Annotated in this window: 10 protein-coding genes; 5 read left to right on the top strand and 5 right to left on the bottom strand. The window is 62.8% G+C overall.

From position 1 onward, the window contains the following. The first annotated feature begins 118 nt into the window (after positions 1 to 118). Together argA and AAGF34_RS20725 are read left to right on the top strand one after the other, a co-directional pair. Positions 119 to 1,465 (top strand): amino-acid N-acetyltransferase, encoded by a 1,347-nt coding sequence (gene argA / locus AAGF34_RS20730; protein ID WP_342617603.1) that lies wholly within the window; start codon positions 119 to 121, stop codon positions 1,463 to 1,465. A 2-nt stretch (positions 1,466 to 1,467) separates the two neighbouring features. Continuing rightward, on the top strand, positions 1,468 to 2,472 hold the full coding sequence (locus AAGF34_RS20725) for a formylglycine-generating enzyme family protein (RefSeq protein ID WP_342617602.1): 1,005 nt from the start codon (positions 1,468 to 1,470) through the stop codon (positions 2,470 to 2,472). A 24-nt stretch (positions 2,473 to 2,496) separates the two neighbouring features. On the opposite strand, the gene AAGF34_RS20720 is transcribed toward AAGF34_RS20725, so the two are convergent. From AAGF34_RS20720 to AAGF34_RS20710, 3 genes are all read right to left on the bottom strand, one after another. Next, a complete protein-coding gene (locus tag AAGF34_RS20720) occupies positions 2,497 to 3,009 on the bottom strand; it encodes a disulfide bond formation protein B (RefSeq protein WP_342617601.1) in 513 nt (170 codons plus the stop codon). 113 nt (positions 3,010 to 3,122) lie between these two features. Then, the gene (locus tag AAGF34_RS20715) at positions 3,123 to 6,896 is read right to left on the bottom strand and encodes a translocation/assembly module TamB domain-containing protein (RefSeq protein WP_342617600.1); all 3,774 of its coding nucleotides are present in this window, start codon (positions 6,894 to 6,896) and stop codon (positions 3,123 to 3,125) included. After that, on the bottom strand, positions 6,896 to 8,743 hold the full coding sequence (locus AAGF34_RS20710; RefSeq protein ID WP_342617599.1) for a BamA/TamA family outer membrane protein: 1,848 nt from the start codon (positions 8,741 to 8,743) through the stop codon (positions 6,896 to 6,898). The genes AAGF34_RS20715 and AAGF34_RS20710 overlap by 1 nt, the downstream gene beginning before the upstream one ends. Before the next feature lie 143 nt (positions 8,744 to 8,886). Between AAGF34_RS20710 and AAGF34_RS20705 the strand changes: the two genes are divergently transcribed. After that, complete coding sequence (locus tag AAGF34_RS20705) at positions 8,887 to 9,159, top strand: oxidative damage protection protein (protein ID WP_342617598.1); 273 nt, start codon at positions 8,887 to 8,889, stop codon at positions 9,157 to 9,159. Positions 9,160 to 9,164: 5 nt separating this feature from the next. After that, complete coding sequence (locus tag AAGF34_RS20700) at positions 9,165 to 11,021, top strand: FAD-dependent oxidoreductase (protein ID WP_342617597.1); 1,857 nt, start codon at positions 9,165 to 9,167, stop codon at positions 11,019 to 11,021. On the opposite strand, the gene AAGF34_RS20695 is transcribed toward AAGF34_RS20700, so the two are convergent. Then, positions 10,991 to 11,473 (bottom strand): DUF2917 domain-containing protein, encoded by a 483-nt coding sequence (locus AAGF34_RS20695; RefSeq protein WP_342617595.1) that lies wholly within the window; start codon positions 11,471 to 11,473, stop codon positions 10,991 to 10,993. The genes AAGF34_RS20700 and AAGF34_RS20695 overlap by 31 nt on opposite strands. A 107-nt stretch (positions 11,474 to 11,580) precedes the next feature. On the opposite strand from AAGF34_RS20695, the gene AAGF34_RS20690 reads away from it, so the two are divergent. Then, positions 11,581 to 12,582 carry a LysR substrate-binding domain-containing protein gene (locus tag AAGF34_RS20690; RefSeq protein ID WP_342617594.1) on the top strand — a complete coding sequence of 334 codons (1,002 nt, stop codon included), beginning with the start codon at positions 11,581 to 11,583 and terminating at the stop codon, positions 12,580 to 12,582. Here the strand turns inward: AAGF34_RS20690 and AAGF34_RS20685 are convergent. Then, entirely contained in the window at positions 12,579 to 15,740 is a 3,162-nt protein-coding gene (locus tag AAGF34_RS20685) for an EAL domain-containing protein (protein ID WP_342617593.1), read from the bottom strand. The genes AAGF34_RS20690 and AAGF34_RS20685 overlap by 4 nt on opposite strands. Positions 15,741 to 15,768: the final 28 nt, after the last annotated feature.

Below are 15,768 nucleotides of genomic sequence, written 5' to 3'. Positions count from 1 at the left end.
GCGTTTGCCCGACACGGGCAGCGACTCGGGAAAATCGATTTGCAAAGGGCTGGCTATCAAGGGACTCACTTCGTAGAGAATCGGGAATTATCCTCTGCCGCCTCATCTACAGCGCCCCATGACCTCCGTCTTCAATTTCACCTTTGTGCCCTGGTTCCGCTCGGTGGCGCCCTACATCCACAAATTCCGCAACCAGACCTTTGTGGTGGGCATTGCCGGCGAGGCCATTGCCGCGGGCAAACTGCCCAGCCTAGCGCAGGATCTGGCCATGATCCAGAGCATGGGCGTGAAGATCGTCCTGGTGCACGGCTTCAGGCCGCAAGTGGCCGAGCAGCTCAAGGCCAAGGGGCATGCGGCCAAGTACTCGCATGGCATCCGCATCACCGACGAAGTGGCGCTGGACAGTGCGCAGGAGGCCGCTGGCCAGTTGCGCTATGAAATCGAAGCGGCGTTCAGCCAGGGTCTGCCCAACACCCCCATGGCCGACTCCACGGTGCGGGTGATATCGGGCAACTTCCTTACCGCCAGACCCGTGGGCATTGTCGACGGCGTGGACTTCCAGCACAGCGGCGTGGTGCGCAAGGTGGATACCGCCGGCATCACCAAGACGCTGGAGATGGGCGCCATGGTGTTGCTCTCGCCCTTCGGTTTCTCCCCTACCGGCGATGCCTTCAACTTGGCCATGGAAGAGGTGGCAACCTCGGTGGCCTCGGCATTGCAAGCCGACAAGCTGATCTTCCTGACCGAGGTACCCGGCATCCGCATGAAGCCCACGGAGCCCGCCGGTGAGGACAATCCGATTGACACCGAGCTGCCGCTGGCCGCAGCCGAGCGCCTGCTGGCCGAGCTGCCTGCGGCCAACCACCCGACCGACGTGGCCTTTTACCTGCAGCACTGCGTCAAGGCCTGCAAGAGCGGCGTGGAGCGCAGCCACATCATCCCTTACTCAGTGGACGGCTCCATCCTGCTGGAGGTGTATGTGCACGATGGCATAGGCACCATGGTGGTGGACGAGAAGCTCGAAGAACTGCGCGAGGCCACTGTGGACGATGTGGGCGGCATTCTGCAACTCATAGAACCCTTCGAAAAGGACGGCACCCTGGTCAAGCGCAGCCGTACCGAGATCGAACGCGACGTGGGCTACTACACCATCATCGAACACGATGGCGTGATCTTCGCCTGTGCTGCGCTCTACCCCTACCCCGAAGCCAAGACCGCTGAAATGGCAGCACTCACCGTCTCACCCGACGTGCAGGGCCAGGGTGACGGCGAACGCGTGCTCAAGCGCGTGGAGCAGCGGGCCAAGGCCGCCGGGCTGGACAGCATCTTTGTGCTGACCACCCGCACCATGCACTGGTTCATCAAGCGTGGCTTTGTGCAGGTCGACCCCGACTGGCTGCCCGAGGCACGCAAGCGCAAATACAACTGGGACCGCAAGAGCCAGGTCTTGGTCAAGAAGCTCTAACCATGCGTCCCACCACCTGGCCCGCGCTGCTCCTGATATTGGTTCTGAGCGCCTGTACCACGCGGGGTGGGCCGGATGCGGCACATACAGCGTTCACCAACTCCGTAGGACTGCGCATGGTGCGCATCCCCGCCGGGGAGTTTTTGATGGGCAGTGATGAGCCTGCAGAGACCCTGCACAAAAGCTACCCGCTGGCCGAACAAAAGCGCCTGGACGACTTGTTTGACGAAGCGCCGGTGCACCGGGTGCGCATCACCAAGGCCTTCTACATGGGGGCCACCGAAGTCACCGTGGGGCAATTCCGCCAGTTCGTGGAGCAGTCCGGCTATGTGCCGGAAAGCATTGCCGATGGCACCGGTGGCTATGGCTACAACCCGCAATACGACGCCAGCAAGACCCAACGGGGCGATGCCTTTGAGGGGCGCGATACCCGCTACAGCTGGCAGAACCCAGGCTTTGCCCAGACCGATCAGCACCCGGTGGTCAACGTCACCTGGAACGATGCACAAGCCTTGGCCCAATGGCTCAGCAAACAAGAAGGCCGCTCTTACCGCATACCAACAGAGGCTGAGTGGGAATATGCAGCGCGCGCCGGCACCCGCACCCGCTACCACTGCGGCGACGAGCCGACCTGTTTGCTGAAAGTGGCCAACACCTTTGACGAGGCCGCCAAGCCCTACTGGCCGCAGTTTGCCGCCAATGCGCTGAACGGCAATGACGGCTTCGCCTTCACCGCACCGGTGGCCAGCTTTGCGCCCAATGCCTTTGGCCTGTACGACATGCATGGCAATGCCTGGGAGTGGACACAGGACCTGTATGCCGAAGACTATTACGCGCACGCTCCCGTGGACGACCCCAAGGGCCCGGAAGAAGGCAATGTGTATGTGCGCCGTGGCGGCTCCTGGCACACATGGGCGCTGTATGCACGCTCCAGCTACCGCAACTGGAACTCGCCGCAAACGCGCTACACGCTGGTCGGAATCCGGCTGGTGATGGATGCGCCCTAGCCTTGCGGCGCAGGCCTCACCGCCTTAACGCTTGGCTTGGCGTACCAGCAAGGTCAGGGCGACCAGGGCGGCAAAGCAGAACCAGACGAACGACCAGTTGGCAATGGAGCCGCCCAGAAAGGTCCAGTCCACCTTGGAGCAATCGCCGCTGCCCTTGAAAATCATGGGCAAGGCGCGCTTGAGCGGGAAGTTCTCGATCATTCCGTAGAGGTCACGGCCGCAGGAAACCACCTCGGGTGGATACCACTGCAGCCAGCTCTGGCGCGCGGCCACAAAGGCGCCGGCCAGACTCGACACCAGCAACAGCACCGTGGAAGCAATCAGCAGGAAACGCTTCGCCGTGGCTGCACCCAGCACCGCAAAAAACACCACCAGGAAATCGCAGTAGCGCTGCACGATGCACATGGGGCACGGCTCCAGGCCCACCACATGCTGCAGATACATGCCAAAGGTCAACATGCAGACGCAGATGAATGCGATGGCGGCCATCACCCGACGCGGGGCGTAGTCAAAATTTTCCAGGACAAAAGTAAACATGCGGACTCAACGAGGTTGGACAAAGACAAGCTGGCATTCTCCCCTAACTGTGTTAACCATTCGTGATGCTGGCTCTTAAGCCCCGGGGCACCATTACCGGCCTCGCCCCGCACTCAGTCGTAACGTGTAGTAAAGATCAGGTCCACACCTGTTGTGATGCCAGACTCGCCACGCAAGGTAAAGCGCCTGGACAGGTCATAAAAGACGTAGAGCGTACCCAGCGTGCCCGCCAGGCTACGCTCATAGACCACGTAGAAGTCGCGCGACAGGCGCTTGCCAACCTTCACCGTGGTTTCCGTTCCCGCCGTGCCATCCAGATTGGTCACTGCGGTCTGCCCCAGGGACACTTCGTCCAGCCCCAGGGCGCTCACCAGATTTTCACGCTGAGAACTGCCGGACCCGGCAAACAGCGCCAGGGCTGCCTGTTGCAGGATGACGGTTTCCGCACCGCCATTGGCGCTGGAGCGTCCCAGCACCAGCCAGGAGAGTTTTTCGATGTCCGAGAGTTCTGGGTCGGAATACAGCCGCACCACCGGCAACTGCGCCGTGCCGCTGACGTGCACGCCCACCACCTGCGTCAAATTCGGACGGATGGCCCGGATGTCCAAGGCCGGGTTGTCATAGGCACCGGTAAAGCGCAGCGTGCCTTCTTCGATGGTGAGGCGCTGCCCGTAGGCGCGGTAGGTTCCATTGACGGTGCGCAGCTCGCCCGTGAGGCGCGGTGGCGCATCACGCCCCTGGGCCTTGAGCACCAGAATTCCCGCTAACCGCGTGCTCAGGCCCCGGCCCTGAATCAGGAAGTTGCTGCCCGGGTCCAGCGTCACCACAATGTCCGGCACCACGGTGCGCGCCACCTTGCTGGCCGGATCGGAGGATGCAGACGTTGCAGGCTTGGAAGTCGCCTTGCTGCGTTTGACCAGCACGTCAGAACCCAGCCGGGGTGCCGTGTCTTCCGGCAACACAATCATGGCCTGGTCCGCCTCCAGGGCGCCGCGTATCTGCAGGTTGGCATCCAGCAAATTGGCGCTCAGGTTGCCCGACACCACCAACCGCTGGTCCGGCTTGGCCGTGACCCTGAACGCCCGCGCATTGGCCACCAAAGCCATGCGCACATGGTTCATCAGCGGACTGCCGGCGCTGGCAGGCAGCCAGTCCAGCGTGCCGCCAACCACCAACTGGCCTCCGCTCGCGCCCCCGGCGCCCGACAGCCTGAATTCCGCGATGTCCATATGCTGTCCATCGATCAACAGATGCATGGAGCCGGCACTCAGGTCGATGCCATCCACCACCGAACGGATGGACATGTCACGTGCTTGCAGGCTACCTTTCCACGATGGCTTGCTGCGGGTGCCCGACAGGGTGGCGTTGGCCTCCAGCGTGCCATTGATGCGCCAGCCCACGGGCGCAAACAGGGACCAGGCGCCCACCCGCGGCAGGTTTGCCTGCACGCTGCCCTGTAGCGGCGCGTCTGCGGGCCAAGTGGTGCCGCTCTCGCCGCTGGAGATCCGTGTGGAGAAGTCAACCTGTGCATTGCCACCGGCATCGCTGGCCCAAACCAGATTGGCGTGCACCGCTTCACCGGCAATCTCCACTTCCACGTGGGCATCACGCAAACCGGCAGGCAAGGAGCCGCCCGTGCTGTCACTGCCCAGCAATTGCAGATCGCCGTTGCTGCGCTGCAAGCGTGCGCGCAGTTGGAGACCATTGCCACTGTTGCTGGCATCCCACTGTCCGCCCAGCACCACATCACCGCGCAGCCCCAGATTGGCCAGCCGGGTCTGACCCAGAGCCTCCAGCCACGCCAGAGGGACACCCTGCAGACTGCCGCGGCTGGACCAGCGCGCAACGCCGGGACTGGCCGCACTTCCCCGCTGCGACCAGCCAATCGGCTCCCACTGCAACTGGGCCACACCCGGCGCTGGTCCACTCATGCGCAAGGTGCCTGCGCTCACCGATACGGACTGGGCCAGCGCACTGTGCTGCCAATCCAGCGTCAAGGGTTGCTGCAACTGCAGACTCCAGGGCACCGACTGCAAACCGTCCTGCAGACTGGCTTTGAGCTGGGTCATCCGCACGCGCAGGTCACCGCTATCCTGTTGAGCCAACTGGGCTTGCGACTGCAGCGCCAATCGAGAAGTACCCCATTGCACATCGCTGCGCAGCGCCACGTCCAGCACCGCCAGCGTACCGGACACGTCCATCTGCAGATCGCTCAGGTGATAGCGGTCCTGCACGTCCAGGCGCTTGCTGCTCAGAGAAGCGTTCAACTTCAGACCACTGCCCCGGTTTTGCCAACCGCCTTCCCATCGCGCACTGATCTCCGCCGCACCCTGCGCGACCAGACCCTGTAGCTGGCTACCGAACCCCGGGAGCGTTTGCATCCATGGCAAAAAGGCGCCGGCATCCTTGATCTGCCACTGCGAACTGCCCTGCCCCGCACTGGCGCTGATCTGGCCGTTGATGCTGCCCTGGCCGCCTGGGAAGCTGGTCTGCAATTGCAGCTGCGCCGCGTCGCTCCGGGTATTCCACTGCAGCTGACCATTCACCTGGGCTTGCGCCGATTGCAGGGACACGTTCTCCACCACCAGCGCGGGTGACTTCCAAAAGCCTTTGGCCAGTGCCTGCATGCGGCCGGCAGCCCCCTTGGACATGGAATTGGCTTGCACTTCGAAAGCCGTGCCCGAGGGCGTTTGCCGTACTGAGAACTCTCCATCCACAGCACCCACATTCCAGCGCGGATCCACCCGCATCCAATCCAGTCCCCGCACCGTGCCTTTGGCAGTCCAGAGCGCGGGACTGCCCGAGTAGCTTCCTTGCGCATGCAAGGTGCCGCCCGCCAGGGCGGCCTGCAGGTCGGACACCAGCCACTGGCCATCGCGGTATTGCAGGCTGGCAAGGGCGCTCTGCAGCGGCAGACGGTTCTGGCTCCAGGGGCCTTCCAGGCGGTTTTGCAATTGCAGCGAAGCCGTCCAGCCGGCGCCCTGTGGCGCCACCCGCACCTGGCCCGACAAGCTGGTTTGGGGCGCCTGCGGCCACAGGCCCGAGAGGTCCAGCGCACTCCATTGGCCGTTGGCACTTTGCAGGGGTTGCGGCTGCGCGGGCTGCAGTTGCGCCTGCAGATGGGCCTGCGCCCCGTGCAAGGAGCGTTGCGCCGGATCTGGCTGCAGGTCCAGCGTCAGTTGCAGCGATGCATTCTTGCCATAAAGCGTGCCGGCCAGTTTTGCGCCGGCCAGCAGTGTCACGTCGTGCTGCTGCACCGTGGTGGCAACCGATCCGCTGGCCCGTACCGCTAGCGCACCCGGCAGCGCCGCCTGCAGGCTGGCATCCACCTGGTAGGAGCCTGCGGCCATTTTGAAGCGGACATCTTCCAGCCGGTGCAGACTGCCATCAAAGCGATAGTGACCCTGCAACTTCTGCACCGTCCATACGGGTGCTCCGGCCCATTCCACGCTGTCCACCCGAAACGGTGCATCCACATGCAATGGCAATCGAATTTCTGAAAACGGGCTAGTGCTCGACGGGCCGCGGTCTTCCACGCGCAGTGCAGCGGCTTGCAGACCAGTCAAACGCAGTTCGCCCTGCAAAAGGGCTTGCCATTCCCAGGCCATCTGCAGGTCCTGCACTTCAACCGACAGCGGCCCTTTTTTCCACAGCACGTGTCCTATATGGCCGCCTCGGGCGACGGAACCTTGCGTGTCCTTGACCTGCAAGGTCTGGCCGGCGGGCAACAGGGGCCCCAGCAACCACAGTGCCTGCGCCAGTGAGCCCTCAGAGCTGCACCAGACCAATATGCCGGTCAGGGCAGTCAACACAAGCCCAGTGACCAACGACAAGACCAAACTGAACGAAGCGCCCAGTGCATGGAAGGTGAGCCGCAGCCAGCGCATCAAAACACGAAGCCCACGTTCAAGTGCAGGCGAAATGCTTGCGTTGCCACACCGTAGGCCAGGTCCATCTGCAGCGGGCCGATCGGGCTCTTCCAGCGCGCACCCACGCCCACACCCACCTTGAAGCTGAATTCCTCGGTCCGGTTCGCCACCGCGCCGGTGTCCACAAACACGGCGCTTTCCCAATCGGTCAGGATGCCGGCCCGCACGATGGGGCGCTGCCACTCGATGCTGGCATTGACCATGTAGCGCCCGCTCTCGGCGCTGAGCACGCCGTCGTGCGTCACCCCGATTTCATCGCGCTTGTAGCCCCGTACCGTGGTGTCGCCGCCGGTCAGAAAAAGCTGGTTGAAGGGCACATTGTTGGCGTTGTCCACAATCATCGCCCCCACCTGTGCGCGGTACACCATGCGCCCGGCACGCTGGCGGTTGAAAAGACTGTCACCTGGGCGCTCCAGCGGCTGATAGAAGCGCCCGTTCAGCAGAAAGCGCGAATACGGTTCTTGATCTGCGCCCAGCACCGAGCCCACGCCCAGTTCACCGCCAATGCCCCAGCCGCGCTCGGGGAAAGGAATGCTGTCAAAGTGCCGCAGAGCAAAGGCGTAGTTGACGGTCAGAGCCTCGTTGGCATTGCTCTGGTCGATCTCGCGGTACACGGCCTGTGTGCGTTCAAACTGCAGGTAGTAGCTCTGGTCCAGATCGGCCTGCGTGGTGAAGCGACCAGCACGGTAGCGCCGGGTGTTGACGTCGATCTCGGCAATATGCTGCTGCTGGACCAGCGCCGATGCGGCCCAGCGCCATTGGTTGTCACCCGGTTGCGACGTCCAGTCGCTGGTAAAGGTCTGGGTATCGCGGTCGGCGGCGATTTTGTTGACGGTGCGCCAGCCAATGCCGGGTACCAGGTTGTGGGTGTGCTCGGCGCTCCATCGTGCGCCCGAATCGGTGCTGGCGCCAATGCCCAGCACCAGTTTTTGCATGGCCGCTTCCTTTACCTGGGCGCGTACCGTGGCGTAATCCGGATCGCCGCTCTGGTCCAGGCTGAAATAGGCCGAATCGTAGTAGCCGCTGTCCGTCAGCCGCTTCTGTGCATCCACCAGCGCGCTGGCCGTGTAATCCTTGCCTGCAGGCAACCGCGCCAATCGCCGCACCAGCAAGTCGCCGTAGCGCTCTACCCCTTCTACTTCCAAACTGCCGATACGGTAGGCTGGCCCGGAGTCCAACGTCACCGACAGGTCAGCATACGCGGCATCGGCATCAACGTCAGCCTGCGAGCTCAGCAGGCGCGCCGCCGCATAGCGCTCGGACACCAGTTGTTTGAGCGCGTGCTGCTTGGCATCGTCCCAGCGTTCTTGCGAGAAATATTCGCTCTCGGGCAACGTCCAACCGTCCTGCACGGCATTGCGCTGGGCACCGGCTTTGGGATCCTGCGCAATCGGCCCCTGCAATTCCAGATGGACGGCACGCACGGTGGTGCGCGCACCGGGTTCCACTGCAATCTTCACGATCCGCGGCAACGGCGGCTTGGCAGCTTGTAGCTGCACCTGGATCTGGGGAGAAAAATAGCCCAGAGTCGCCACCAGATCGCCAATGTCCTGCGGCGCGGTGAGCAACAGGGTCTGTATTTCTGAGTCGCTCAGGTCTTCCAGCAAACGGTAGCGCTGCAGATCCATGTTGCGCTCCAGCATCAGGCGGATATCTTCGGGCGCTTCGATGTGGATATCAAAGGCAATCGGAGAGGCTGCTTTGGCGGCTTGCAGCTCCACCGCAGCGGGCGACTGCGCCACCGCGGGCAGGCAAAGCGCCAGACCCGCTGCAAAAACGTAGAAGCGAAAAAAGGGTACGGGCATGTCCGGGCAACTGTACCGCACCATGTTGCACCGCGTGATCAGGTAACCAGAGTGCCTGCGCTGGCTGGGTGCTTGTCAAACCGAATAAGATCAACCATTCGACATTTTTGCGCAGCGCGCTGCGCTCCTTACAGAGGTATTCCATGGCACGTACGGTTCAATGCATCAAGTTGGGTAAAGAGGCTGAAGGCCTGGACTTTGCCCCCTATCCCGGCGAGCTGGGCAAGCGCATCTGGGAAAACGTGAGCAAGGAAGCCTGGGCGGCCTGGCTCAAGCACCAAACCATGCTGGTGAATGAAAACCGCCTGAATCTGGCCGATGCACGTGCGCGCCAGTACCTGGCCCGCCAGATGGAAAACCACTTCTTCGGTGAAGGCGCAGACGCCGCACAAGGCTACGTGCCGCCCTCGGCCTGAGTCGCGTGACCGAAGACGCCGGAGCACCCTCGTTGCATCCGGCGGCCATCCATCTTCATACCTATTGCGCCGCACAGGCCAGTTGGACCGTATTGGATACCGGCTTTGGTCAAGGCCGGACCTTTGCCGAAGTGCGGCAATGCTGGCGCAGCCAGTTCCCTCGCCCGCCCATGCTGCATTACGTGGGAGTGCTGTCTTTGGAGCAGGCGTTGGCATTGCAGGCCGCGCATCAGAATCCCAGCAACGATGAATTCCCACGACAGGCCGACCTAGCGGACCTGTGTTTCGGACTGGGTGAAGGCTTTCACCGCTTCCTGCTGGATGACGGCGCGCTGTCGCTTACGCTGTGCGTGGGTGAGCTGCCTGCCATGCTGGCACAGCAGGAGATGCAGGCCGACACCATCGTCGCGGATGCCTCGGCCGCCCTATGGGACAAGTGGCTGATCAAAGCCCTGGCCCGCCACTGCAAGCGGGGCACTTCGCTTCACTTTGACGCCGCATCGCCGGTGCAGGCTGCGCAGCTGGAAGCCGCCGGCTTTGTACGGCAACCGCCTGGTGTGGGACGGGCCGCCTACGCCGTGTTCAACCCGCGCTGGACTTTGCGCAACAGCCGACGCCCCCAGGCAACCGCCAGGTACACATCCGGAACTTGTGCCGTGATTGGTGCGGGCATTGCGGGCGCCAGTGTGGCGCATGCACTGGCGGTGCGGGGGTGGACTGTAGCGGTTCATGACGCGCATCCGCATCCCGCGGGAGGCGCTTCCGGCCTGCCGGTGGGATTGGTGGTGCCCCACCATTCGTCCGATGACAGCCCACGCTCGCGCATGTCGCGTGTCGGCACGCGGCTGATGCTGCAGCACGCCGCCCGTTTGCACAAAGGAACGGACTGGAACCCCAGCGGCGTGCTGGAGCTTCACCCCGAAGCGATTGGTCTGGACGAGGTGGAAGCCGAGGTGCGGTCCCCGTCCTCCAGTCCAGGGCCCGCACAGGCTTGGGCGCGCGCAATGACCAGTGGCGAACTTAGCGGTTTGTGGCATCCCTATGCCGCCTGGATCAAGCCCGGGCAGCTGGTCACCCAATGGCTTGGCCACCCGGGCATTCAATTCCATGGCAATTCCCGCATTGCCAGTCTGGAGCGCAGTGGCGGCAACTGGTTGCTTCGCGATGCACAAGGCAGGCCGGCCGGTCGGGCAGACGCCGTGGTGTTTGCCAATGCCTTTGCCTGCCAGAGCCTGTTGCAACGCTTGAATGCGGGACAGGCAGGCGCAATCTCCTGGGTGCCGGACTTATGGAACAAGATAGAGGCGCTGCAGGTCCTGCACGGCACGCTGAGCCTGGGACTGTGCCCATCGGCAATCCCGGTCGACTGGCCTGCGTTTCCGGTCAACGGCCACGGCAGCTTTGTTTCGGGCGTTCCCGGCGAACAGGGCCTGCGCTGGTTTGCCGGATCCACTTTCCGCGCCGATGCAAAGGCGCTGGCCGATTTGGCACAGGAGCAGGCAACCAATCTGGCCAAACTGCAGGTGCTGCTGCCGCAGGTGGCAAACACACTCGCCCCCCAATTCGAGAGCCGGCAGACGCAGACCTGGCAAGGCCAACGCTGCGTCACCCACGACCGGTTGCCACTGGTGGGGCCATTGGAAGAAGGTGCGGCCCCCACACTGTGGCTGTCCGCCGGTATGGGGGCACGGGGCCTGAGCTTTTCTGCACTGTGCGCGGAACTGATCGCAGCCTGGATGGGTGGCGAGCCGCTACCCATCGAAAACCAGCTCGCCAGAAGCCTGAGCACTCTGCGCCCACGCCGGCAACGCACCACCCAAGGTAGCTCGACTCAGGGTGCGTTGGACTCCAGGCAAGTCTGAACCTTGCCGCGCCCTGCCACCAGGTAATCCGAGTAGCCGGCAAGCCCCCGCAACAGCCGCACCAATGAGCGTGCGACCAGCACCAGACCCGTTGCCAGTTCCCTTGCTGGCTGTCCAACGGTCTGTTGCCAGCGCACGGCGCTTGCGCTGACGGCATCCGGTGCCCATTCCAGCTGAACGACAGCGTCATGGTCGGAAGGCCAGGACTCGATCACCACCGTCTGGCCGGCGGCCAGGTGCAATGCCGCGCCGCTTCCCAGGAAGATATCGCCCGGCTCGATCTCAGGGCACCAGCGCGGTTGGGGCTGATAGGACGACGTGCTCAACGTGGCCCACACCCGTCCACTGGTCGTGCGCAGCAGGCCAGCGGTTTGCGGACGGAAGGTCTGCGCCTGGCCCCGGGCCAGTGTCCAGGCGGTAGGAGTGGATGCGGAAATGCGATCGGTTTGCATGGTGGAGTCCTTTCTGTTTCGGCAATGAATAATCGCCCACAGCGGCAGCACCGTCCAATGAAATCGGGATATGCTATTCATTCCGTTTACGCATTAATGGATAGACCATGCCCGATCCATCCTCGCAACCATCCGGCATCCCCATGCGCAGCCGACCCATTGGGATGGGCTATCTGCGTGCGCTGGAAGCGGTTGCCCGCCATCTGAACTTTCGTGCCGCTGCCGATGACCTGTCGCTGACCCAGAGTGCCATTTCCCGCCAGATCCAGTCGCTGGAAGAGGAAGTGGGCGTGCCCCTGTTCCTGCGCCACACGCGTTCGGTGGAACTCACCAGCGCCGGTGCCCAGTTGCTGCGTGCCGCCATTCCCTCACTGGAGCGCGTAGACAGCGCGGTGCGACAAATCCGCCAGAGCGCTGGACGCAAGAGCGTGGCCATTACCACCTGGGCCTCTTTTGCGTCCATGTGGCTGATCCCTCGCCTGGAGGCTTTTCAGAGCGAATATCCGGACATAGACATCCGCATCGATGCCAGTGACAACGCGGTCGACCTGGGCACCAGCGATGTGGACCTGGCGCTGCGTTACACGCGCCCCGAGGGCGCCGGGGAAGACGCCATACGTCTCTTTGGCGAACAGCTCACGCCGGTGGCCAGCCCCTGGCTGCTCAAGGGCAGCAAGCCGCTGCTGCGCGGCGAGGACCTGATCCACCATGCGCTGCTGGAAGCCAGTGACACCCACCGCACCCATAACCTGGAATGGCTGAGCTGGCGGCGATGGCTGGATTCACAGGGACTCAAGCGACTGGAGCCCAAGCGCTGGCTGCATTTCAACTATGCACACCAGATCCTGCAGGCCGCACTCACCGGTCAAGGCGTAGCGCTGGCCAGAATGCCGCTGGTGGCAGACAGTCTGGCCAGTGGTGATCTGCTGGAGGTACTGCCCGGGCAGCGCATGGACACACCACTGGCCTACTTTTTGATCATCAACCCGCGCAGCAAGGTGCGGCCCGAAATCCAGGCCTTTTGCAACTGGCTGCTGGCCCAATCCGCTGCGACGCGTCAGGCCATTGGTGAAAGCGGCGTGCCCGGGCCCCTTGACCCCAAGGCCTAACGGGCCTTGCGCCTGTCCTTGGTGACCGGATTGCCCTTGATGTAGCGCACAAATTCTTCCACCGGCAGCGGCTTGCTGAACCAGAACCCCTGCAGCTCATCGCAGCCCAGCGCAATCAGCGATTGCGCCATGGGCCAGCTCTCCACGCCTTCGGCCACCACGGTCAATCCCAGGGTGTGACCCAGAGCGATCACCGCATGCACGATGGCAGCATCGGCACTGTCGTCCAGCATGGCCATCACAAAGGACTGATCGATCTTGAGCTTGTCGATATCAAAGCGCTTGAGGTAGGCCAGGCTGGAATAGCCGGTGCCGAAGTCGTCGATGGCAATGTTGACGCCCAGCTGCTTCAGGGCCTTGAGCTTGTCTTGCGCCGAGGTGGGGTTGTCCATCAATTGCGATTCGGTCAGTTCCAGCTCCAGGCCGGAAGGCGGCATGCCGGTCTCCGCCAGTACGTCGCGAATCTGGTTGACGAAGTCCACATCCGCCAATTGCGCGGCAGAGATGTTGACCGAGAGCCCCAAACCTATGAACAGGCCGGACTGCTGGAACTCCATCCACTGGCGGCAGGCCTCGCGCAGAACCCACAGTCCTATGGCCTTGATCAGACCGGTTTCTTCGGCCAGTTGGATGAATTCGCCGGGTGGAACCTGGCCCAGCACCGGATTGTTCCAGCGCAACAAGGCTTCGGCGCCCTGCACTTCCCGCGTCTTGGCATTGATACGCGCCTGGTAGTGCAGCTGAAACTCCTGCTTCTCGAGTGCCAGACGCAGCTGCGCCTCCATGACTTGACGGGCCATCACCCGGTTGTTGGTTTCCAGCGAGAAGAAGCGCGAGGTGTCGCGGCCCGCGGCCTTGGCCTCGTACATGGCCGCATCGGCCAGACGCATCAATTCACTCTGGTCGGTCGCATCATCCGGATACATCGCCACGCCCACGCTGCAGGACACGTTGAGCGTATTGCCTTCGACCACGGCGGTCTGGCGCAAGGACGGAATCAGCCTGCCGGTCACCGTTTCGTTCAATTCATCACGACCGGCCACATGCCGCATGATGATGACGAACTCGTCGCCGCCCAGACGGCATACCGTGTCGTCGGCACGCACCGCCTGCGTCAGGCGGCGTGACACCGTGCGCAGCAGTCCGTCGCCGATATGGTGGCCCAAGGTGTCGTTGATCAGCTTGAAGCGGTCCAGGTCAATGAATAGCACGGCCAGCTTTTCGCCGGAACCTTGCGCCTCGGTAATCGCCTCGGTGAGTCGCTGCTGGCACAGGGCGCGGTTGGGCAGCTCGGTGAGCACGTCATGCTGGGCCAGGAAGCGGATGCGTTCCTCCTTGGCCTTGCGGTCGGTGATGTCGATGGAAATACCGATGTAGTTGACGACCTCGCCCACCGTGGCGTTCTTGTGCACCGCAGAGATCATCAGCCAGGCCGGGTACAGGCTGCCATTGCGTCTGCGCATGCGCACCTCGCCCTGCCAGGATTCCTTGTCCTTCAACTCGGACCAGACATTGGCCACGTCGTCGCCCATCAATACCGACACGTTCTCGCCCAGCACCTCGTGGAAGTCATAGGCGGTGGAGCGGCAGAAGGCGCGGTTCACGCTGATGATGCGGCGTTCCTCGTCCATGATGATGATGCTTTCGCTGGATGCTTCAAACACCTTGGCCCACAGCTCCAGGCGCTGCTCCATCACCTTGAGCTTGTTGATGGGCGTAAACGCGGTGAGCACCGCATCTTGGCCCTGAAATTTGAGCCTGCGAGCCGACAACACGGCCCACGAGGGTGTGGAGGTGCCCATCCAGCGCACCTCGAATTCATCGACGGTGCCGAAATCTGCCAGCCTTTGGAAGAATCGCCCGCGCATGGAGGAGTCCAGACCGGTTCGCCAGGGGTCTTTGGTGCCACCGTTGAGCCAAGGCAAGGCCGGATTGTTGGCGTGCAGCACGTCGTGCTCCGGGATGGAAGTCACCAGGATCGGGATGGGCAGTGCTTCCACCAGTTCGATCTGCGCCTCTGCTGCGCGGGCATTGGCGATGAGTTCCTGCTGGCGTAGACGGTCATGATCGAGCTGGGCCAGCATTTCGTTGAACGCATTGAAGAGCTGCCCAATTTCATCGCGGCTATGCCAGCTGGCGCGGTGGGTGTAGTCGTTGGAGCGCCGAACCAGATCGGCGACCTTGGCCAGCCGCTGCAGCGGACGGGCAATCTGGCTTGCCACCAGATAGACCAGACTCAGAATGCTGCACAGCAGGACCAATGCAGTCCCCAGGTGGATCCACATCCGTGTGAACAACCCGTCCACACGCAGCTGCAGCAGCACCTTGAGCTGGACAATGCATTCGCGCCAGGTGCCGTCCAGGGCCTGGATGGCGCCTTGGTAGGCGCCATCCACCTGCGCCATCTGCTCCTTGGTCAGTTTGGTTTCGGCCGCATCCTTGACCGTTTCCTGGAAGTGCCGGCCTTGCTCCAGTAAGGTCTGGCGGCTGTTCTGCAAAGCGGCGCGCAGCTGCGGGGAACCCGCCAGCCATACTTGTTCATAGTCGGACTCCATGCCCTGCAGCACTGCATCCAGCCGCCCCACCAGTGTCAGCAGTTGCGCCGCCTGCGCCTGGTTGGGCGGTGCGGAACCACGGTTCTGCATGAACTGCTTGGTTTCGTGCAACAGTTGCAACAGCTCGGGAAAGCGCAATACGGACAGGGACATCACGTAGTAGCTGTCCAGATCCGGGTCCAGGATCAGGTTGGACTGGTTGCCCACGGTGGTGAGCAGGTCGCGGCCCAGGGAAATCACCTTGGCCTTCTCAATCTCCGAATCCTTCTTGACGGTTCCCAACGCGCTGACAAAGCGGCCCGCCATGTCGGTGGTATTGAAGGCTGCATCGTTCTGGTCCCGCGCAGTTTTCAACTCGGCCAGCGGGTCCGTCGGGCGGCCGGCATAACTGGGGTCGAGAAACACGCCGAGCAGATTGGTGCGCACGGCGTCGGTGTAGTTGGCGCCGACCACTTCCTTGCGGGCAAAGTCGATGGCAAGGTACTTTTCCTGGATCAGGATGCTGGAGACGTAGATGACCGCCGTCAAGTCCAGCAGGTAGATAAGCGTGAGCTTGCGGCCCACACTGAGTCGACCGAGCCAAAGCGAAAATTTATTGATCATGAACCGAATCCCATGTAACCCACTTCCC

This window comes from Rhodoferax sp. GW822-FHT02A01 (genome assembly GCF_038784515.1).
Lineage (GTDB): Bacteria > Pseudomonadota > Gammaproteobacteria > Burkholderiales > Burkholderiaceae_C > Allorhodoferax.
This window is presented reverse-complemented; position numbering and strand designations above follow the sequence as displayed.

Bases quoted from the DNA above. Each gene is read 5' to 3' on its own strand.
- AAGF34_RS20705 (WP_342617598.1), top strand. From the start codon at position 8,887: ATGGCACGTACGGTTCAATGCATCAAGTTGGGTAAAGAGGCTGAAGGC.
- AAGF34_RS20695 (WP_342617595.1), bottom strand. From the start codon at position 11,473: ATGCAAACCGATCGCATTTCCGCATCCACTCCTACCGCCTGGACACTG.
- AAGF34_RS20685 (WP_342617593.1), bottom strand. From the start codon at position 15,740: ATGATCAATAAATTTTCGCTTTGGCTCGGTCGACTCAGTGTGGGCCGC.
- AAGF34_RS20715 (WP_342617600.1), bottom strand. From the start codon at position 6,896: ATGCGCTGGCTGCGGCTCACCTTCCATGCACTGGGCGCTTCGTTCAGT.
- AAGF34_RS20690 (WP_342617594.1), top strand. From the start codon at position 11,581: ATGCCCGATCCATCCTCGCAACCATCCGGCATCCCCATGCGCAGCCGA.
- AAGF34_RS20720 (WP_342617601.1), bottom strand. From the start codon at position 3,009: ATGTTTACTTTTGTCCTGGAAAATTTTGACTACGCCCCGCGTCGGGTG.
- AAGF34_RS20710 (WP_342617599.1), bottom strand. From the start codon at position 8,743: ATGCCCGTACCCTTTTTTCGCTTCTACGTTTTTGCAGCGGGTCTGGCG.
- argA (WP_342617603.1), top strand. From the start codon at position 119: ATGACCTCCGTCTTCAATTTCACCTTTGTGCCCTGGTTCCGCTCGGTG.
- AAGF34_RS20725 (WP_342617602.1), top strand. From the start codon at position 1,468: ATGCGTCCCACCACCTGGCCCGCGCTGCTCCTGATATTGGTTCTGAGC.